Genomic DNA, 17,860 nt, shown 5'->3' on the forward strand with positions numbered 1-17,860 from the left:
TTTCTTGCCGAAACCGTTCCGATCAGCCGCCGCAGCCGCCGATCGTGACCTTGATGTTCGCTTTCGCCATGTGCAGGTTGCCGTTCGACATCTCCGCGACGCAGACGATGTTCTGCGTCTGCGCGAGGCGCATGCGGGTCGATGCGGAAGCCTTGCCGCAAGCCGGCGTGAACTTGTAGGTGACGACGCCCGGAAGCGGATTGCCGTCGGCGAACACATGCACGGCCTTGACGTAATCGGCGTCGGTCATCGGGCTTTCGACTTCCACATTGATCGGAACGACAAGGCCGTTCTCCGCGATCTCGGGCACGTCGAGCTTGATCTTGCCGCTCTCGAGTTTCTTGTCGCCGTACAGTTTCTTGATCTCTGCTGCGACCGCGTTCTCGTCAGCGAACGACATTTTCGGTGCGAGCAACGCCGCAAGCCCTGCGATGGCTGCAAGCGTCAGCGTTTCGCGACGGGTTGTTTCAACCGGCTTCAAATTCATCGACAATTCCTCCTGCGGGAGTCTTTTGCATCCCTTGACGATAGTATCGCTTGACGACGCCAAGTTTGATCTATCATGATCCGCTCACATCATTATATTCTTTTTTGTGAATGTAAAGATAATCTAGGCTGGGAATCGAAAAGGCCGCAAAGACGGCCTGACGGAGGGAGGACAAGATGAGACAGACCGCAATCCGGTCGGCAATCGCTGCTGCCATTCTTCTGTGCGCCTCGAGCGCCGCCGTTCGCGCGCAAGACGCGAGCGAGAAGGAAATCGAGCGCTACCGCGCGATGATTTCCGATCCCATGTCCAATCCGGGTTTTCTCGCCGTTGATCGCGGCGAAGTTCTCTGGGCCCAAAAGCGCGGCGACAAGAACGCCTCCCTTGAGACCTGCGATCTCGGCCAGGGTCCGGGCAAGCTGGAAGGCGCGTTCGCCAAGCTGCCGCGCTATTTCAAGGATTCAGACAAGGTCATGGACCTGGAGCAGCGCCTGCTGTGGTGCATGACGAACATTCAGGGTCTCGACACCAAGGACGTGGTCACGCGCCGGTTCTCCGGCCCCGGCCGCGCGTCCGACATGGAAGACCTTGTCGCCTACATCGCCAACAAATCCAGCGGCATGAAAATCGATATTCCACTCGCCCATCCGAAAGAGCAGGAAATGGCCGCGGTCGGCGAAGCGCTGTTCTATCGGCGCGGCGGCGTGAACGATTTCTCCTGCGCGACGTGTCATGCCGAGGAAGGCAAGCGCATCAGGCTGCAGGGATTGCCGGACCTGTCAAAGCCCGGCAAGCAGGCTCAGGAAACCATGGGTGGCTGGCCGACCTACCGCGTGTCGCAGGGCGCGCTGCGAACCATGCAGCATCGTTTGTGGGATTGTTACCGCCAGCAGCGCTGGCCTGTTCCGGAATACGGCACCGATGCGCTGACCGCGCTGACCGTCTTCCTTCAGAAGCAGGCAGCGGGCGGCGAAATCAACGTCCCGTCGATCAAGCGTTGAGAGAGGAGCGCATCATGACATCATCATTGAAAATCGCCGCGCTGGCTCTCGCCACTGGCCTCGTTGCCCTTCCCTTTTCGGCGTCGGCGCAGACCGCGCCGAAGGCCGCCGACCCTGCCATCGTGGACGCCTATGTGAAGTCGACCTTCGGCAAGGCGCCGCCGGAATGGCAGGAACGTATCGTCCCGGACGAGACGCTGAAGACCTGCAACAAGTATCACAACAACGTGCCGCCGGCCGAAGCCGACGCGATCACGAAGCGTGAACTCGCCCGCGTCGTCTATCCCGCCGACGGAAAACTCCTCGGCGACTGGAAGTCCGGCGCGAAGATCGCCAACAACGGACGCGGCGGACAATTCTCCGATCCACCGGGCACCGTCGCGGGCGGCAACTGCTACGCCTGCCACCAGATGGAGCAGAAGGAAGTCTCCTTCGGCACGCTCGGTCCGAGCCTCACCAACTACGGCAAGGACCGCAAGTTCGCGCCCGACGAAGCCAAGGCCGCCTTCACCAAGATCTTCGATTCGCAGGCGGTGTTTGCGTGCTCCAACATGCCGCGCTTCGGCGCGAACAAGGTGCTCGACGAACAGCAGATCAAGGATCTCGTTGCGTTCCTGTTCGATCCGGAATCGCCGATCAACAAGTAAGCTCGGCCTTCGATCACGCGGAGCTAGATATGACTTTGAAAAGTTTGCTGACCGCATCGGCGATGTGCGCCCTCGCGTCATCGCCGGTGTTCGCGCAGGAAACGACCGTGACCTACAAGTCGCTGACACCGGACCTTGCGCTGGAAGCCGCGCGGGGTGCGCTCGCCGATTGCCAGAAGCGCGGGTTTCAGGTGGCGGTCGCGGTCGTCGATCGCTTCGGCGCACCGCAGGTGATGCTGCGGGATCGTTTTGCGGGCGCGCATACGCCGCCCACCGCAACGGGCAAGGCATGGACTGCCGTGAGTTTTCGCAGCAGCACCACCGAACTGAACGCCGCAACCCAGACACCTGCAATGCAGGGTCTGCGCAATCTGCCGAACGTCGTGGTCATCGGCGGCGGCTTGATGATTGAAGCGGGCGGCGCGCTGCTCGGCGGCATCGGCGTCTCCGGCGCGCCCGGCGGCGATGCGGACGAAGCCTGCGCCAAGGCAGGCATCGCCGCGATCAAGGACAAGCTGGATTTCTAGGGGCGCGATGCTCGCTAAACATTCGATGTCGTCCCGGCAGTCGGTTGGAGCGCAGCGATTTCCCACCCTGTCATTCCGGGATGTGCCTCTTGGCGCAGGCCCGGAATCCATCCTTCAAGAAACTTAGAAATAGTTCTGGATTCCGGGTTCGCGCGAAGATGCGCGCCACGGAATGACGACGAAAATATTGAGCGATCGCACCCTCGAAACATTTCGTGATGGGGACACAAATCCCCGCGCTCTGAACCCCGCTTATGTTCAGCACGTCCTGTTCGTGAGGGGCGCTTTCTAGAGGCGTCTTGAGAGCGGAGCAGGATGCGGCGCCTGCACGTGTGTTTCGCAAACACACGCTCGGGAGGCTGGGGTCACCGTCCGGGCTCACTATGGGGCTCTGCCGTTCGCGGCTGGACGCGGACAGGATGAAGGCGGAGAAATCCCGCCGGATAAAGACGCACCGCGTCCGTCCTGTCCCGGAAGTACGGTCCTCTCGCCCAAAATCGCCGCAATGGAGCGCCGTGAGGCGATGCGCTTCCGGAGACACGCCGCTTCGCACGCGGTGCCGGCAGCGAAACAAGACAAAGGTGCGCTTTACGGCGCTCCATGCCCCTCATTGGTTTTGAGAGGCAGAACCAAAAGCCTAACTCGCGCGTGGCGCGAGAACAAACTGACGTGGCTGTTTGAAAATTGAATCGAGAATTAAGCCTGCCGCTTCAGCCATTCCGGAAACGGTGCGGACTCGTAGCCCTTCTCGCGGACATAACGAAACATCGCGAGAAATTCTGTCGGCTCAAGCAGTCCCGGCATGCGCACAACTTCCCGCGCCTGACCTTGCTTCGCCGCAAGACCGGCCGTGGACTCCGGAAAAAACTGGATGGTCGGCGTGAAGCGAACGCCGTAAGCCTCGCCGAACGCCTTCTCACCGCGCTTGCGTCCGTCGAAATCCGTCACCTCGCGCGCGCCGATATGGTTGAGATGGAGAATCTCGAAGTTGTCGCGAATGTAGCTTTCGATCTTCGGGTCGATCATATGCACTTCGTGCATCCGCTTGCAGGCCGGGCAGCCCTTCAGGCCCCACATGATCGCGAAGCGCTTGCCCTTCGCGGTCGCCCCCGCGAGATCTTCGGAGAGATCGAGGAAGCTCTCCAGATACCAGTCCATATGGTAGATGCCGTCGTCACCGAGGATCGGCTTGCTCGCCGCCGCCGGCGCAACACGCATAGCGAGAACGCCCGCGCCAAGCGCTGCCATCGCCCGCCGTCTTGTCAGCAATTGCTTTTGCAAGAGAACCTCCCGTTCAACCGATCGATCCGAACACCGGAAACGTTTCCAGCAGCCAACCGGCGATGCGCGGCATTCCGCCAGTCAAAAACAGCACACCCGTCAGCACAAGAGCGCCGCCGATCACCTTTTCGATAGTCCCCATGTGGCCGCGCAGCCGCGCCATCAGCCTCACGAACGGGCCGGAAAAAAGCGAGGCCAGCATGAAGGGAATGCCGATCCCGAGCGCATAGGCTCCGAGCAGCAACGCGCCCCGCGCCGCCGATCCCTCGACACCCGCGACCACGAGAATGGCGGCCAGCACCGGCCCGACGCAGGGCGTCCAGCCGAATGCGAAAGCAAGGCCCACGACATAGGCGCCGAGAAATCCCGCCGGCTTCGATGCGGTCTGAAATCGCGCTTCGCGAAACAGCAGCCCGATCCTGAACAACCCGAGGAAATGCAGGCCGAGGATGATGATGACAACGCCGGCGACAATGGCGAGCGTCTCGAACCAGGCGGTGATGGTCTTGCCGATCGCCGACGCCGACGCGCCGAGCGCGATGAACACCGTGGCAAAGCCGAGCACGAATGCGAAAGACAGTGCGACCACGCGCCAGTTCGGCCGCCAGCCGCGCGCGGCATCATCCTTTGTCAGGTCGTCGAGGCTGATGCCGGCCAGAAAACAGAGATACGGCGGCACCAGCGGCAAGACGCAGGGCGACAGGAACGACAGCAGCCCCGCCCCCAGCGCACCTATGAAAGAAATGGAAGAAACCACGAGATTTCCGGCTCTAGCAGATATATGCGAATTCGTGTATATGTATCACATGTTCCCTGGATCGCGTACAAAAACCTTCGTTCTGGCAGCCATCGCGGTCGCGGCAAGCAACCTTTGGCCCGCACTGGCCTCCGCGTCCGAACTGCTGATGTTCGAGCAGGCCGGTTGCGTCTTTTGCCAGCGATGGGATCGCGATGTCGGCGCGCTCTATGGCAAGACCGACGAAGCCAAGGCGCTTCCGCTGCGGCGCGTCGACATACAAAACCAGAAAATGAGCGGCGTCACCCTCGCCTCGCCTGTGCGTTACACGCCGACGTTCGTGGTGGTGGACAACGGCCGCGAAATCGGACGCATCACCGGCTACAGCAGCGACGACGCATTCTGGGGTTTGCTGGATTCTCTTGCCGCCAAACTTGCACGGCCATCGGAGCCGAATCGAATCTGACCGATTGTGAGTTCACCGTTTGAAAGACAAGCCGCAGCCATGACATCGATCCTTCCATCCGAACTGGAAACCGAGCTTCGCGACGGCGCGGAGTACTCGCCCGAACTCGATCAGCTGATGCGCAAGGCGAGAAAGGCCAGCAATTTTCTCAAAGCGCTCTCGCATGAAAACCGGCTGCTGCTGCTGTGCCTGCTGGCCGAGCGCGAGCGTTCGGTCACGGAGCTTGAGAATATTCTTTCGCTGCGACAGTCAGCGGTGTCGCAGCAGCTCGCGCGGCTGCGTTACGACGGCATGGTGGATACGCGGCGCGACGGCAAGACGATCTACTACAGCATCGCCAATGACGATGTGCGCCGGGTGATCTCGGTGGTCTACGATATTTTCTGCTCGCCCGTGGAGACGACGGCAAAGAAATAATCCTGCCGCAGCGGCAGGCGGATGTGGAGCGGCCCGCACGGCCAAGCTCCATGCCGACTGGGAGAAACGCCATGCAGAATATGTCTGCCTGGATGCAAGCACTCGCCGGCTTCGCCATTGGAGCAGCCGCGGGCTTTGCCGTGCGCCACGCGCGGCTGTGCACATTCGGCGCGATCGAGGATGCGCTGATGGGCGGCGACAGCCGGCGGCTGCGCGTGTTCGGGCTTGCGCTCGGCATTGCCATTCTCGGAACGCAGGCGCTGATCGCCGGCGGCTTTCTCGATCCTGCGCTCGTCACCTACACGCCGTCCGCGCTGCCTCTGGTCGCGATCGCGGTCGGCAGCGTCATGTTCGGCATCGGCATGGCGATGGTCGGCACCTGCGGCTTCGGTTCGCTGGTGCGGCTCGGCGCCGGCGACCTGCGCGGCCTCGTCGTCGTTCTGGTTCTGGGCGCCGCGGCCTTCGCCACGCTGCGCGGCATACTTGCCGGTTTCCGGATCGACTTCATGGAATCGCTGTCGCTTCCGATGCCGGACGGCGCGCGTTCCGACATCGCGTCGCTGTCGTCGCTGATGCTGGGTATAGATACGCGGATTGTCATCGCGATCATCGCAGGAGCCGTCCTGTGCTGGCTGGCGCTCAGCGACATCCGGTTGAGGCGCGCGCCGCGAATGGTTTCGGCGGGCATCGTCCTCGGCCTCATGATCGTCGCGGGATGGATTGCCACCGTCGCATTAACCGACGACTTCGCCGGGCCGCAGCGTCCGCAAAGCCTGACGTTCGTCTCGACAGTGGGCAAGGCGCTTTATGCGGGCCTTTTGAATGTGACCAACTTCGCTGACTTCGGCGTCGGCAGCGTGTTTGGCGTCATCGCCGGATCGGGTTTGGCCGCATGGCGCGCCGCCGAATTGCGCTGGGAAGCGTTCGACGACGATCACGAGATGCGCCGTCATCTCTCCGGCGCGGCGTTGATGGGTGTCGGCGGCATTCTCACCGGCGGCTGCACCATCGGTCAGGGACTGACGGCGGGATCGATGCTGGCGCTGTCGGCGCCGCTCGCGGTCGGCGGCATGATTCTCGGCGCACGGCTCGGCATTGCCATCCTGGTCGATGGCTCGCCGCGCGACATCCTTCAGCGCCGCTGGGCGAACCTGCTCGGCAGAAGCGGACCTGCGGAGTGAATCAGGGCCGCAGGTAGCTCCAGCCCTGCTCCTGCAATTCGATCAGGCGCACCGCGCCCGACGGCGTAAGCTCCGCCTGAGAAATAAGGCTGACGGGCTTGCCCTCGCGCTTTTCCATGCCGTCCTTGGTATTGCCGCAGGCGATGAACTTGACGCTTGAAGGAAAGCTCGCGTCCACAGCTTGCTTGATACGGTCCTGCACCGGCGAGGTGTCCGAGCGCAGCATGTGCAAACCCGGGCCGTAAGTGACCAGTTCGATCTGGACCGTCTCGCCCTTCGACTTGTACTGCTCGATGATGTTGTTGACGTTGTTGAGAGCGAGGTTCATCACCGCCGGATCGTTCTGATCGACCTGAATGGAGACGCGGTGCTCCTTCTTGTCGGCGGCAAAGCCGGCAGAAGCGGTCAAGGCCAGCATCAGCGCGGCGGCAATCGCACCACAAAATAATCTCATCTCAAATCTCCATATCAAGGACGAACGACGGTATACCCGCTTTCACTCAAAGTCAGCAATTGGCCGACGCCAACCTGAACTTCGATGGCATGCGGATTGATTTTCGGCCGCTGTCCGGTTTCGCGCTCGATTGTATCCAGCGTGTTGCCGCAGACGTCGAAGCGCACGCCCTGCTTGACAAGGCTGTCGACCAGTTGCCGGTTTTCATTGGTGTCGCGCAACAAATCGATACCCGGCCCGAACGTCACCACTTCGATGGCGACCTTGTCCTGACCGTAGGCTTTCTGAAGGTTGCTGGCGACGCTGAGCACCAGCCGCTGCTTTTTCGGATCGGCGTCAGAGAGTTGCAGTGCAATGAAATGCTCGGCGAAGGGCTTGTCGCTGGTTGGCTTGCGTTCCGCGGCCTTGGTTTGCGCGCGCGCCGGACGGGCGGCAGCAGATGCGACCGCGACAAGCGCAATGGAGCGAAACAATTCGCGGCGATTCATATGGCGTGTTCTCCCGGCCGACAACGCGGCGGGAGGATGCCGCAGCGTCCTCAGAACGACAAGATGTTTACTGCAAACGTTCTAGTGAGCGCGCGTCGCGAGCGCCGGGATAACGACGGCGCCGCGAATGCCGAGCGCCGCGCCCGACAGAATTCCGGCGGCTGCGATAAACGAGGGCATTCCCAGCGTGGAAAGACCGGTCAAACCCTGGCCAATGGAGCAGCCATAGGCCATTGCGCCGCCGGCGCCCATCAGCAACGCGCCGGAAATCGAACGCACCATGTGGTTCGGCGACGTGTAGCCTTCGAGCTTGAAACGCCCCGTGAGAACGGCCGTCAGCAGACTGCCGGTGAGCACGCCGGCAACCAGCGCGATACCGAAGTTCAGCGTCAGCCCGGTCGAGAGCATCGTGTATTGCAGCGCATCGGCGATCGGCGAGACGAAGCTGAGCGACGTCACAGGAATCGGATTGAATTCGTCGGCGCCGATCCAGCCCGTCGTGAGCCAGCCGGCCACGACCAGACCACCGACTGCGAACCCGGCTGCGATCTGACCATACGAACGGCGGAACTGCCGATCGGAGAACGCAAAGATCAACAGCGCGCCGCTGGCAAGCAGCGTGACGGCGATACGGGCCACGAATTCATCGATGCCCATGGTGGCCAGCAGCGCGGGCGCAGAGACAGCGGCCGGCGTCGTTTGCGTCGCCTGAAGGAATGCCAAACGAGCCGGCGCGATCAGACCCTTCAGGGTCATCTGCGCGGCGATGCCGATGATCGCGATCACGACCAGCGAACGGAGATTGCCTTTTCCGAGAAGAACCAGCGCGCGCGAGGCGCAGCCGTTGGACAGCACCATGCCGAAGCCGAACAGCAAGCCGCCAGCAAAAATCAGCGGCGCGGAGAACGAAGGCTGCAAATAGAGCGACTTGGCGATGTCCACGATGCCGGCGCCCGCAATGAACTGCGTGCCGAGAATCGCGACAGCCAGTGCGACTGCGTAGCTGCGGACCTTGCGGCCGTCATTGGCCGTCCACCAGTCCCGCAGGCTGCTCATCAGGCAAAAGCCACTGAGCAGACCGACCACGCCAAAGGCGAGGCCGATCAGGAAGCCAGCGGAAACGGGGATGCCGGGCATGGCGAAGGTTCCTTGAGCTTTGTCGATAACGTCTTGAAATCCACCAACATCTATTCGCCCGTATGCCGGGGGTCTATATCGTTGAAAAACTAAGGATAATGTTGCCCGGCCGACCCGAAATGGAGAGAGTCCTCCTATTCTGGGAGGCCGCAGGCGGAAATCCTTCTCCACGGTTCCCACGAAAAATCGGGCTGCTGGAGGCACTCTCTATAATTACCTCCGGAGGCCGTTCCACAGCGCAGGTCGGGGCGCTTCATTCAGTCCGTTTTGAGCTGCCCGGCCTCAAAAGAACCTTTTGACAAGGTTTGGCTTTACGTCTGACAACGTCTCACCTTCCCGCCTCGCCAAAATCCACCAGAGAACTCATGAACCCAGTCAAAACTCTTACAAATCACGGTCAGGCGATCTGGCTCGATTTCCTCGCACGCGGGTTCATCGCCAATGGCGATTTGAGGGCGCTGGTCGATCAGGACGGCGTGCGCGGCGTCACCTCCAATCCCTCGATTTTCGAGAAGGCCATCGGCGGCAGCGACGAATACGACAGCGCTGTGTCGGTGCTGCTGAAAGAACGCGACCGGCCGGTGGGCGACCTTTATGAAGCCCTTGCCGTGGAAGACATCCAGCGCGCGGCGGATGCACTTCGATCGGTCTACGACGAACTTCAAGGCACGGACGGCTATGTCAGCCTCGAGGTATCCCCCTATCTGGCGCGCGACACGGCGGGCACCATCGCCGAGGCGCAGCGGCTATGGAAAGATGTCGGCCGCGACAACCTCATGGTGAAGGTTCCGGGCACGCGCGAGGGTGTGCCGGCGATCCGCGAACTCATTGCGCAGGGCATCAGCATCAACGTCACGCTGCTGTTCTCGCAGAAGATGTACGCGGAAGTGCTCGAAGCCTACATCGCCGGCCTCGAAGCTTTCGTCGCGGGCGGCGGTGACCCGAAGCGCATCGCCAGCGTCGCAAGCTTCTTCGTCAGCCGGATCGATGTTGCGGTCGACAATCAACTGGACGGCAAGATCGCGGCCGCAAGTGGCGACGAGAAAGTGCAGCTCGAAGCGTTGAAGGGCAAGGTGGCGATCGCCAACGCAAAGCTCGCCTACCAGCACTACAAGAAGGTCATCGCCAGCGAGCGCTGGAAAAAGCTGGCGGCCAAGGGCGCGCAGGTGCAGCGGCTGCTTTGGGCCAGCACAGGCACCAAGAACAAGGCTTACAGCGATGTTCTTTACGTCGAGGAACTGATCGGCCGCGACACGGTCAACACCGTGCCGCCCGCGACGCTCGATGCGTTTCGCGATCACGGCAAGCCGCGCGACAGCCTCGAGCAAAATGTTGCGGACGCCGAGCGTGTCCTCGCCGAACTTGCGAAAACCGGTATCTCGCTGGATGCAGTCACCGAAGCGCTGGTCGATGACGGCGTGCAATTGTTCGCCGAGGCTGCCGACAAGCTGCTCGGCGCTGTTGCGCACAAGCGCGCGACGATTCTCGGCACACGTATCGATGCGCAGGCCATCAAGCTCGGCGCGGAAATCGAAAAAGACGCCAAGGCGCTCGCGGAGAGCTGGCGGGCGAAGGGCACCATCCGTGCCTTGTGGTATCGCGATGCGTCGGTCTGGACCGGCAAAGACGAAAGCAAATGGCTCGGGTGGCTGGATGTGGTCGCCCGCGAGCAGAACGAGATTGCGCGTTATGTCGCGTTTTCCGGATGGGTGAAGAGCAAGAACTTCACCGATGTCGTCGTGCTCGGCATGGGCGGCTCAAGCCTCGGGCCGGAAGTGCTCGCGGAAACCTACGGTCAGACCGCAGGCTTTCCGAAGCTGCGCATCGTGGACTCAACCGATCCCGCACAGGTGCGCCGGACCGAAGCTGACATCAAGCTCGACAAGACGCTGTTCATCGTGTCGAGCAAATCCGGCGGCACCACCGAGCCCAACGCGCTGATGGAGTATTTCTTCGTTCGCGCCGGCGCAAAGGCAAACGAACGCTTCGTCGCTGTGACAGATCCCGGTTCATCGCTGGAAAAAGTCGCAATCGCGCGCGGCTTTGCGCAGATTTTCCATGGCGAGCCGACCATCGGCGGCCGGTATTCGGTCCTCTCTCCGTTCGGCCTCGTGCCTGCGGCAGCAGCCGGAATCGACATCGCGGAGTTTCTCGGCCACACGGCGGCGATGGTTCGCTCCTGCGGTCCCGATGTTCCGCCGGCGGAAAATCCCGGCGTGCAACTCGGGCTGGCGCTTGCCGCCGCCGCGAAGCATGGCCGCGACAAACTCACACTGACCGGATCGAAACGCATCGCGGACTTCGGCGCGTGGGCCGAGCAGCTCATCGCGGAATCCACCGGCAAGAACGGCAAGGCGCTCATTCCGCTCGAAGGGGAAGCCCTCGGCAAGCCCGACGTCTATGGCAAGGATCGCGTGTTCATCGACCTGCGTCTGACAGACGATACCGACAACGTACGCGAGACAGCGCTCGCAGCACTGGACGCTGCCGGCCATCCCGTCATCCGTATCGAAGTGACCAGCCCGGCGCATATCGGGCAGGAATTTTTCCGCTTCGAAATTGCAACGGCGGTGACGGGCGCCGTCATGGGGATCAATCCGTTCGACCAGCCCGACGTCGAAGCCGCGAAGATCAAGACCCGCGAGTTGACGTCCGCGTTCGAGAAATCCGGCACGTTGCCCGACGAGACCGCCGTTGCGACGGACGGAGCAATTGCGATCTTTACGGACAAGGCGAACGCCGATGCACTGCGCAAGGCAGGCGCTGGAAGCGACCTTCCGTCATGGCTGAAGGCGCATCTCGCCCGCATCGCGCCCGGCGATTATGTCGCTGCCCTCGCCTATCTCGACCGCGACGAGGCCAACATCGCGGCCATGCAGACCATCCGCATGGCGATCCGGGACGGCAGACGGGTCGCCACCTGTGTCGGGTTTGGCCCGCGTTTTCTGCATTCCACCGGCCAGGCTTACAAGGGCGGGCCGAACACCGGTGTATTTCTCCAGATCACGTCGGACAACGCCGCCGATCTCGACGTCCCCGGCCAGCCCATCAGCTTCGGTGTAATCGAGGCGGCGCAGGCCCGTGGCGATTTCGACGTTCTCGCGGAACGCGGACGGCGTATCCTGCGGCTCCACATCAAGGGGGATATCGCCAAGGGCCTCGCGGTGATCGCTGGTGCGGTCCAGGGCGCATTGGCTTAAACGCGTCAGCGCATCCACCTTGCAGATGCCCATAAAAATGCCGGCGTGAGCAAAGCCCACGCCGGCAAAATTAAAGCTGAATCGGCTCGTCTCAGGCGGCGTTGAAGCCCGCGATGGCCTTCACCTCGAGATATTCCTCAAGGCCGAACTTGCCCCATTCGCGGCCGTTGCCCGACTGCTTGTAGCCGCCGAAAGGCGCCGTGCGGTCATTGGGAACGCCATTGAGATTGACGTTGCCGGCGCGAATCTGGCGACCAACCTTGCGCGCACGCTCAACTGTGCCGGCCGAAACATAGCCCGCGAGACCGTAAGGCGTGTCGTTGGCGATCTTCACCGCATCCGCTTCGTCCTTCGCTCCCATGATGACCAGCACCGGTCCGAAGATTTCCTCGTTGGCGATGGTCATTTTGTCAGTCACGTCCGAGAACACCGTCGGGCGAACATAGAAGCCCTTGTTGACGCCCTCCGGAAGGCCAACGCCGCCGGCGACCAATGTCGCGCCTTCGTCGATGCCCTTCTGGATCAATCCTTGAATCTTGTCCCACTGCGTGCGGTTCACAACCGGACCGATGGTGGTGCCTTCAGCCCGCGGATCGCCCGCCTTGGTCTTGTCGGCGACGGCCTTGGCGATCGCCGCGATTTCCTTGATCTTCGCCTGCGGCACGATCATGCGCGAGGGCGCGTTGCAGGACTGACCGGAGTTGTTGAACATGTGCATCACGCCGCCAGTCACCGCCTTGGTAAAGTCGGCGTCGTCGAGAATGACGTTGGGCGACTTGCCGCCAAGTTCCTGACTGACGCGCTTCACGGTGTTCGCGGCGCGCTTGGCGACGTCGATGCCGGCGCGGGTCGAACCGGTGAACGAGATCATGTCGATCCCGGGATGCTCGCTCATCGCGACACCGACATCTGGGCCGAGGCCGTTGATCAGATTGAACACGCCCTTCGGCACTCCCGCTTCATGGAGAATTTCCGCGAAGATCAGGGCGGACGACGGTGTGTATTCCGACGGCTTCAGGATCATCGTGCAGCCTGCCGCAATCGCAGGCGCCACCTTGCAGGCGATCTGGTTGAGCGGCCAGTTCCACGGCGTGATCATGCCGACAACGCCGACGGGTTCGCGCACGACGACCGCCGAGCCGACGGTTTCCTCGAATTCGTAGTTCTTGAGAACATCGAGCGTCGATGCGAGATGGCCGAGACCGGCGCCGGCCTGCATCTTCTCTGCCATGGGCAGCGGCGCGCCCATCTCGTCGGAAACGGCAGCGCCGATGTCCTTCATGCGGGTCTTGTAGACGGCGATGATCTTTTCGAGCAGCGCAACGCGCTCTTCGCGGGTGGTCACCGAGAACGTCTCGAAGGCGCGGCGGGCGGCTGCAACGGCCTTGTCCACGTCGGCTTTCGATCCAACCGCAATTTCGTAAATCGCTTCTTCCGTCGCCGGATTGACAACCGGAATGGACTTCTTGACCGCGGGGTCAACCCAGGCGCCGTCGATGTAGAACTGCATACGATTGGTCATGGCGTTTCCCTTAACTGCCGCTTTCTTGCGTACATATGGATGAATCGATCATACGATCGGTAATTCGATGTATCGGCCATCGCCGATATGCCGTGATCGTATCGCTCTTGCAGCGAGAGCGAAAGACCCATCCTCGATGGTTTATCCGCACATCCGGGTGCAATGCATGAGAGATATGCGAGCACCTTTTCCGGCATTTTGCGAAGCACGACCGGCAGATCGTGACATGCCGCGCCGGAGGCATTTTGGCGCGCTCCAATCCTTTTGACAATCACGGAGTATGGGCGCTTAATATCGACTTTCCGAATATGAACGGACAGCCGATGGACACCGAACTGGCGAGAACTTTTCTCACCGTCGTCGAGGCGGGAAACTTCATCAGCGCCGCGGAGAGGCTTCACGTCAGCCAGTCCACCGTCAGCACGCGAATCCATACGCTCGAAGAGCTGCTCGGGTGCATTCTGTTCGTTCGCAACAAGGCCGGCACAACGCTCACCGCCCCCGGTTATCAGTTTCAGAAACACGCGACAGCGCTGGTCCGGACCGTGGCGCAGGCGCGTCACGACGTCGGCATTCCGGAAGGCTTCAGCGGTACGCTCGTGGTCGGCGGCCGTGTCGGATTGTGGGAAGAGTTTCTGCTGGATTGGTTGCCGCTGATGCAGAAGGCCACGCCCACGATTTCCATTCTGGCCGAGACCGGTCTTGAACCCGACATCATGCAAGGTCTCATTGAAGGCCGGATGGACATCGGCGTCATGTATACGCCGCAAAGCCGCCCGGGCCTGAAGGTCGAGCAATTGTTCGAGGAACGTCTCGTGATGGTGTCGACGAACGCGAAAAGCGCGCCAGCACCTCAGGCCGGATATATTTATGTCGACTGGGGCCCCGAGTTCTATGCGCGCCACAGCGCTTACTTCCCGAGTTTCGGCGGACCGGCGCTAACAGCAAACGTCGGATGGCTGGGGCTTCAGTACCTGCTAAAAGCCGGTGGATCGGGCTATTTCCCGATGCGGATCGTGCTTCCTCATCTGGCCACGAAACGATTGCATATCGTTGCCGGCGCGCCCGAATTCTCAATGCCGGCCTATGTCGTCTATCCTGTCGATAGCGGGCGCGATGTGATCCGGGACGCCGTGGTACTGATGCATCGTCTGGCGGCATCCGCCACGAAAAAAAGCGCCGCAGCAAAGCCGGTCAAGCGGACGGCCCGGGCAAGGCGTTAAGCGGCGCAATCCGACCCATTCGGTTTTTCGATATGACCGGCCGGTATTTATCGCTTGTCAGTCGAGCTGTCCGCGGGAGGATAGCTTTCACGCCGCCGCGAAAAACAGGGAATCGCCATGTATCGAACAGCGTCCGGACAAGAGACCGATCTCGCGGGGAAAATCCGGAAATACACTGCCTCTGCATGTTGGCCGCGCGACTCCGAGTCGTCCTGCACCGGACCGGCTGACAACGATACGGCGCGCCCTTCTGTTCCCGATAACGAACGGGACCAGAAGATATGACAAGTCCCGTCGGTCTTGCAGATGCGTTGCTGACATCGGCGTCGGACGCCATCATCGCAACTGACCGTGACAGCGTGGTCACCTTCTGGAATCCCGGAGCCGTCCGGATATTCGGTTTCTCCGCCGGCGAAGCCGTCGGCCAGTCTCTGGACTTCATCATTCCGGAAAATCTAAGGGCCCGCCACGGGGCGGGTTACAGGCACGCGATGGCGACCGGCCAAAGCCGCTACGGCGAAGGTGATCTGCTTTCGGTACCGGCCCTGACAAAAACCGGTCAGCGCATCTCCGTCGAATTCACGATCGTCATGCTGCGGGACGAGCGCGGCCTGCCCGCCGGCACCGCCGCCATCCTTCGCGACGTCACCAGGAGTTTTCAGGAGAAACTCGCGTTGAGGCGTCAGGTTGCGGAACTTCAGCGCACGCTCCCGGGCGTTTGAACTGAACGCGCCTCGCTGCGACATTTCCGGAAGCCTGATCTGATTTGACATGCTTCGGAACGAAGGGATAGCGTTCCGAACAACGTCATTCAAAGGTATTGCAGCTTGACCGATAACATCGTCGCGGAGACGGCCGAGCGTATCCTTACCGATCTGGCAGACGCGCAGCGCATCAACAGCGCCACCGACGACAGTTGGAAAACACCGCTCTGGACCGCACTTGCCGATGCGGGCTTGCCGTTGTCGTGGGTGCCGGAAGACTGCGACGGCTCCGGCGCGGGCCTTGCCGATGGGTTCAGTGTCGCGAGTTCAGCAGGACGGTTTGCGGTTTCAATTCCGCTGGTCGAAACAATGCTTGCGGGCTGGCTGCTGGCGCAAGCGGGACTTCCCTCACCTTCTGGCAAGATGACCGTTGTACCGGCGCGTCCGCAGGACCGCGTTAAGGTCAATGCCGACGGTACGCTCAGCGGACGGGTGCGCGGCGTTCCGTTTGCATCCGAGGCCGAACATATCGCGGTGATCGCATCCGGCGCACAGGGTTTCACGATTGCTCTGGTCGAAGCCTCCGCGTGCCGTATTGAGACTGGAGAAAGCCTCGGCAGCGATGCGTCCGACACTGTCACCTTCAACAACACCAGAGCTGTTTCCGCAAAGCCCGCGCCGTCCGGAACAACGCCGGTTTCGCTGATGCTGATGGGCGCGACCCTGCGCAGCCTGCAGATTGCAGGTGCGCTGGAAACCATGCTGGACGTGACCGTGCGTTACTCGAACGAGCGCGTTGCTTTCGAGAAGCAAATTTCAAAATTTCAGGCGGTTCAGCACAATCTCGCAAGATTGGCCGGCGAAGTCGCCGCCGCAGTCGCCGCCGCAGGATCGGCAGCCGACGCCGTTGCGACCAGCGCATCGTTCGACGATGCGGTGTTTCTGGAAGTCGCCTCCGCAAAGGTCCGTTGCGCGGAAGCAGCCGAGAAAGGCGCCGCTATCGCGCATCAGGTGCATGGCGCCATCGGCTTTTCCATGGAGCATATCCTGCATCGCTACACGCTGCGCGCGCTGGGATGGCGTGACGACTTCGGCCACGAAACCTATTGGGCAACGGAGCTTGGCAAGTTCGTCGCCGCCCGCGGCGCAGACGAGTTGTGGCCGCTGGTTGCCTCGAGATAGAACACGAGACGAGTTCAGGACAGCACGATGACCGCAGCGCTTCGTTTCGATCAGATCCGCTTGCCCGAAGAATGCGAGACCTTGCGGCACGAGGTGCGCGCATTTCTCGCTGAGGAAATCGCGGCTGGAACTTTCAACCCGCACGAACCTCAGCGCGAGGACGTCGACATTCCCGAATTCAGCCACCGCGTGGGTCAACGAGGCTGGATCGGAATGACGTGGCCCAAGAAATACGGCGGGCACGAGCGCACCTTTCTGGAGCGCTATGTGGTCACCGAGGAGATGCGCGTCGCCAATGCACCGACGCGCCGGTTCTTCGTGGCCGACCGCCAGAGCGGACCCGTGCTGCTGAAATACGCCAATGAGCGGATCAAGATGGATATCGTGCCGCGCATCTGCCGCGGCGAAGTCTGCTTCGCGATCGGCATGAGCGAACCGAACTCCGGCTCGGATCTGTTCGCGGCCAAGACGAAAGCCACCAAGACCGACGGCGGCTGGCTCATCAACGGCACCAAGATATGGACGACGTCAGCGCATATGGCCGACTACATGCTCGCGATTTTCCGCACCTCGCCGCCGACCAAGGAAAACCGCCGTCACGGTCTGACGCAGTTCCTTGTCGACATGAAGACGCCGGGCATCACCGTCAATCCGATCGCGCAGATCAGCGGGCTGAAAGAATTCAACGAAGTCGTGTTTCAAGACGCCTTCATGCCGGACGACCATGTGCTGGGTGAAATCGACGGCGCATGGAAGCAGGCGACCAGCGAACTGGCCTATGAGCGCAGCGGGCCGGAACGCTTTCTCGAAACCTATTATGTGCTGACCGAGCTGGTACGCGCGCTGGGACCGAACCCGGACACGCGCGGCGCGGAAGGCATCGGCCGGCTGGTCGCACAGCTCCATACCATGCGCCGCATGTCAGTGTCGGTCGCGGGCATGTTACAGGCGGGCAAGGAACCGGTCGTAGAAGCGTCCATCGTCAAGGACATCGGCACTCTCTGGGAGCAGCAGCTGCCGCATCGCGTGCGCGATCTCGCCGCTTTCGTCGACATGGATGCCTCCAACCACCACACGCTGGAAGAGCAGTTGGCATTCGCCATCAAGATCGCGCCGAAGCTAACGATCCAGGGTGGCACGACGGAAGTGCTGCGCGGCATCATCGCGCGCGGACTCGGACTGCGCTAAATCACCTGACTATAAAGGA

18 protein-coding genes are annotated in these 17,860 nt (G+C 61.6%); 11 read left to right on the forward strand and 7 right to left on the reverse strand.

Features of this window, described 5'->3' with window-relative positions:
* Positions 1–22 precede the first annotated feature (22 nt).
* Positions 23–487: a thiosulfate oxidation carrier protein SoxY gene (gene soxY / locus AC1RKJ_RS21700; protein ID WP_492793191.1), complete on the reverse strand. Its 465-nt coding sequence runs from the start codon at positions 485–487 to the stop codon at positions 23–25.
* Between the two features lie 176 nt (positions 488–663).
* Between soxY and soxA the strand changes: the two genes are divergently transcribed.
* The 3 genes from soxA to AC1RKJ_RS21715 are packed head-to-tail and all read left to right on the forward strand — an operon-like array spanning position 664 to position 2,662.
* The gene (soxA, locus tag AC1RKJ_RS21705) at positions 664–1,488 is read left to right on the forward strand and encodes a sulfur oxidation c-type cytochrome SoxA (RefSeq protein WP_492793192.1); all 825 of its coding nucleotides are present in this window, start codon (positions 664–666) and stop codon (positions 1,486–1,488) included.
* A gap of 14 nt (positions 1,489–1,502) precedes the next feature.
* Complete coding sequence (soxX, locus tag AC1RKJ_RS21710; RefSeq protein WP_492793193.1) at positions 1,503–2,135, forward strand: sulfur oxidation c-type cytochrome SoxX; 633 nt, start codon at positions 1,503–1,505, stop codon at positions 2,133–2,135.
* 29 nt (positions 2,136–2,164) lie between these two features.
* Positions 2,165–2,662, forward strand: coding sequence for a GlcG/HbpS family heme-binding protein (locus tag AC1RKJ_RS21715; RefSeq protein WP_492793194.1), 498 nt, complete (start codon positions 2,165–2,167; stop codon positions 2,660–2,662).
* Positions 2,663–3,358: 696 nt separating this feature from the next.
* Here the strand turns inward: AC1RKJ_RS21715 and AC1RKJ_RS21720 are convergent.
* Together AC1RKJ_RS21720 and AC1RKJ_RS21725 are read right to left on the reverse strand one after the other, a co-directional pair.
* Positions 3,359–3,910 (reverse strand): SoxW family protein, encoded by a 552-nt coding sequence (locus tag AC1RKJ_RS21720; protein WP_492793259.1) that lies wholly within the window; start codon positions 3,908–3,910, stop codon positions 3,359–3,361.
* 46 nt (positions 3,911–3,956) lie between these two features.
* Entirely contained in the window at positions 3,957–4,700 is a 744-nt protein-coding gene (locus AC1RKJ_RS21725; RefSeq protein ID WP_492793195.1) for a cytochrome c biogenesis CcdA family protein, read from the reverse strand.
* Positions 4,701–4,740: 40 nt separating this feature from the next.
* Between AC1RKJ_RS21725 and AC1RKJ_RS21730 the strand changes: the two genes are divergently transcribed.
* The 3 genes from AC1RKJ_RS21730 to AC1RKJ_RS21740 all read left to right on the forward strand — a co-directional run bounded on the left by AC1RKJ_RS21730 (position 4,741) and on the right by AC1RKJ_RS21740 (position 6,743).
* Positions 4,741–5,145 carry a thioredoxin fold domain-containing protein gene (locus AC1RKJ_RS21730; protein WP_492793196.1) on the forward strand — a complete coding sequence of 135 codons (405 nt, stop codon included), beginning with the start codon at positions 4,741–4,743 and terminating at the stop codon, positions 5,143–5,145.
* A gap of 39 nt (positions 5,146–5,184) precedes the next feature.
* A complete protein-coding gene (locus AC1RKJ_RS21735) occupies positions 5,185–5,562 on the forward strand; it encodes an ArsR/SmtB family transcription factor (protein ID WP_492793197.1) in 378 nt (125 codons plus the stop codon).
* 71 nt (positions 5,563–5,633) lie between these two features.
* Entirely contained in the window at positions 5,634–6,743 is a 1,110-nt protein-coding gene (locus tag AC1RKJ_RS21740) for a YeeE/YedE family protein (protein ID WP_492793198.1), read from the forward strand.
* Position 6,744: 1 nt separating this feature from the next.
* Here the strand turns inward: AC1RKJ_RS21740 and AC1RKJ_RS21745 are convergent, their stop codons facing one another.
* The 3 genes from AC1RKJ_RS21745 to AC1RKJ_RS21755 form a co-directional block, all read right to left on the reverse strand.
* Positions 6,745–7,197 carry a DsrE family protein gene (locus AC1RKJ_RS21745; RefSeq protein WP_492793199.1) on the reverse strand — a complete coding sequence of 151 codons (453 nt, stop codon included), beginning with the start codon at positions 7,195–7,197 and terminating at the stop codon, positions 6,745–6,747.
* A 14-nt stretch (positions 7,198–7,211) separates the two neighbouring features.
* Positions 7,212–7,685, reverse strand: a complete 474-nt coding sequence (locus AC1RKJ_RS21750; RefSeq protein ID WP_492793200.1) for a DsrE family protein — start codon at positions 7,683–7,685, stop codon at positions 7,212–7,214.
* A gap of 81 nt (positions 7,686–7,766) precedes the next feature.
* Positions 7,767–8,822, reverse strand: coding sequence for a YeeE/YedE family protein (locus AC1RKJ_RS21755; protein WP_492793201.1), 1,056 nt, complete (start codon positions 8,820–8,822; stop codon positions 7,767–7,769).
* Positions 8,823–9,187: 365 nt separating this feature from the next.
* On the opposite strand from AC1RKJ_RS21755, the gene AC1RKJ_RS21760 reads away from it, so the two are divergent.
* Positions 9,188–12,022 carry a bifunctional transaldolase/phosoglucose isomerase gene (locus AC1RKJ_RS21760; RefSeq protein ID WP_492793202.1) on the forward strand — a complete coding sequence of 945 codons (2,835 nt, stop codon included), beginning with the start codon at positions 9,188–9,190 and terminating at the stop codon, positions 12,020–12,022.
* Between the two features lie 91 nt (positions 12,023–12,113).
* Here the strand turns inward: AC1RKJ_RS21760 and AC1RKJ_RS21765 are convergent, their stop codons facing one another.
* The gene (locus tag AC1RKJ_RS21765; RefSeq protein ID WP_492793203.1) at positions 12,114–13,544 is read right to left on the reverse strand and encodes an aldehyde dehydrogenase family protein; all 1,431 of its coding nucleotides are present in this window, start codon (positions 13,542–13,544) and stop codon (positions 12,114–12,116) included.
* Positions 13,545–13,867: 323 nt separating this feature from the next.
* Between AC1RKJ_RS21765 and AC1RKJ_RS21770 the strand changes: the two genes are divergently transcribed.
* From AC1RKJ_RS21770 to AC1RKJ_RS21785, 4 genes are all read left to right on the forward strand, one after another.
* A complete protein-coding gene (locus AC1RKJ_RS21770; protein WP_492793204.1) occupies positions 13,868–14,767 on the forward strand; it encodes a LysR family transcriptional regulator in 900 nt (299 codons plus the stop codon).
* 281 nt (positions 14,768–15,048) lie between these two features.
* The gene (locus tag AC1RKJ_RS21775) at positions 15,049–15,489 is read left to right on the forward strand and encodes a PAS domain-containing protein (protein ID WP_492793205.1); all 441 of its coding nucleotides are present in this window, start codon (positions 15,049–15,051) and stop codon (positions 15,487–15,489) included.
* A gap of 105 nt (positions 15,490–15,594) precedes the next feature.
* Entirely contained in the window at positions 15,595–16,653 is a 1,059-nt protein-coding gene (locus AC1RKJ_RS21780; protein WP_492793206.1) for an acyl-CoA dehydrogenase family protein, read from the forward strand.
* A 27-nt stretch (positions 16,654–16,680) separates the two neighbouring features.
* The gene (locus tag AC1RKJ_RS21785) at positions 16,681–17,841 is read left to right on the forward strand and encodes an acyl-CoA dehydrogenase family protein (RefSeq protein ID WP_492793207.1); all 1,161 of its coding nucleotides are present in this window, start codon (positions 16,681–16,683) and stop codon (positions 17,839–17,841) included.
* Positions 17,842–17,860 lie beyond the last annotated feature (19 nt).

The organism is Afipia sp. GW822-FHT04G07 (assembly GCF_058800765.1).

What these genes read in the sequence shown, in the direction of transcription:
- soxX (WP_492793193.1), top strand. Translation starts at nt 1,503, where the DNA reads ATGACATCATCATTGAAAATCGCCGCGCTGGCTCTCGCCACTGGCCTC.
- soxY (WP_492793191.1), bottom strand. Translation starts at nt 487, where the DNA reads ATGAATTTGAAGCCGGTTGAAACAACCCGTCGCGAAACGCTGACGCTT.
- AC1RKJ_RS21750 (WP_492793200.1), bottom strand. Translation starts at nt 7,685, where the DNA reads ATGAATCGCCGCGAATTGTTTCGCTCCATTGCGCTTGTCGCGGTCGCA.
- AC1RKJ_RS21730 (WP_492793196.1), top strand. Translation starts at nt 4,741, where the DNA reads ATGTATCACATGTTCCCTGGATCGCGTACAAAAACCTTCGTTCTGGCA.
- AC1RKJ_RS21760 (WP_492793202.1), top strand. Translation starts at nt 9,188, where the DNA reads ATGAACCCAGTCAAAACTCTTACAAATCACGGTCAGGCGATCTGGCTC.
- AC1RKJ_RS21775 (WP_492793205.1), top strand. Translation starts at nt 15,049, where the DNA reads ATGACAAGTCCCGTCGGTCTTGCAGATGCGTTGCTGACATCGGCGTCG.
- AC1RKJ_RS21720 (WP_492793259.1), bottom strand. Translation starts at nt 3,910, where the DNA reads ATGGCAGCGCTTGGCGCGGGCGTTCTCGCTATGCGTGTTGCGCCGGCG.
- AC1RKJ_RS21765 (WP_492793203.1), bottom strand. Translation starts at nt 13,544, where the DNA reads ATGACCAATCGTATGCAGTTCTACATCGACGGCGCCTGGGTTGACCCC.
- AC1RKJ_RS21755 (WP_492793201.1), bottom strand. Translation starts at nt 8,822, where the DNA reads ATGCCCGGCATCCCCGTTTCCGCTGGCTTCCTGATCGGCCTCGCCTTT.
- AC1RKJ_RS21715 (WP_492793194.1), top strand. Translation starts at nt 2,165, where the DNA reads ATGACTTTGAAAAGTTTGCTGACCGCATCGGCGATGTGCGCCCTCGCG.
- soxA (WP_492793192.1), top strand. Translation starts at nt 664, where the DNA reads ATGAGACAGACCGCAATCCGGTCGGCAATCGCTGCTGCCATTCTTCTG.
- AC1RKJ_RS21785 (WP_492793207.1), top strand. Translation starts at nt 16,681, where the DNA reads ATGACCGCAGCGCTTCGTTTCGATCAGATCCGCTTGCCCGAAGAATGC.
- AC1RKJ_RS21770 (WP_492793204.1), top strand. Translation starts at nt 13,868, where the DNA reads ATGGACACCGAACTGGCGAGAACTTTTCTCACCGTCGTCGAGGCGGGA.
- AC1RKJ_RS21745 (WP_492793199.1), bottom strand. Translation starts at nt 7,197, where the DNA reads ATGAGATTATTTTGTGGTGCGATTGCCGCCGCGCTGATGCTGGCCTTG.
- AC1RKJ_RS21740 (WP_492793198.1), top strand. Translation starts at nt 5,634, where the DNA reads ATGCAGAATATGTCTGCCTGGATGCAAGCACTCGCCGGCTTCGCCATT.
- AC1RKJ_RS21735 (WP_492793197.1), top strand. Translation starts at nt 5,185, where the DNA reads ATGACATCGATCCTTCCATCCGAACTGGAAACCGAGCTTCGCGACGGC.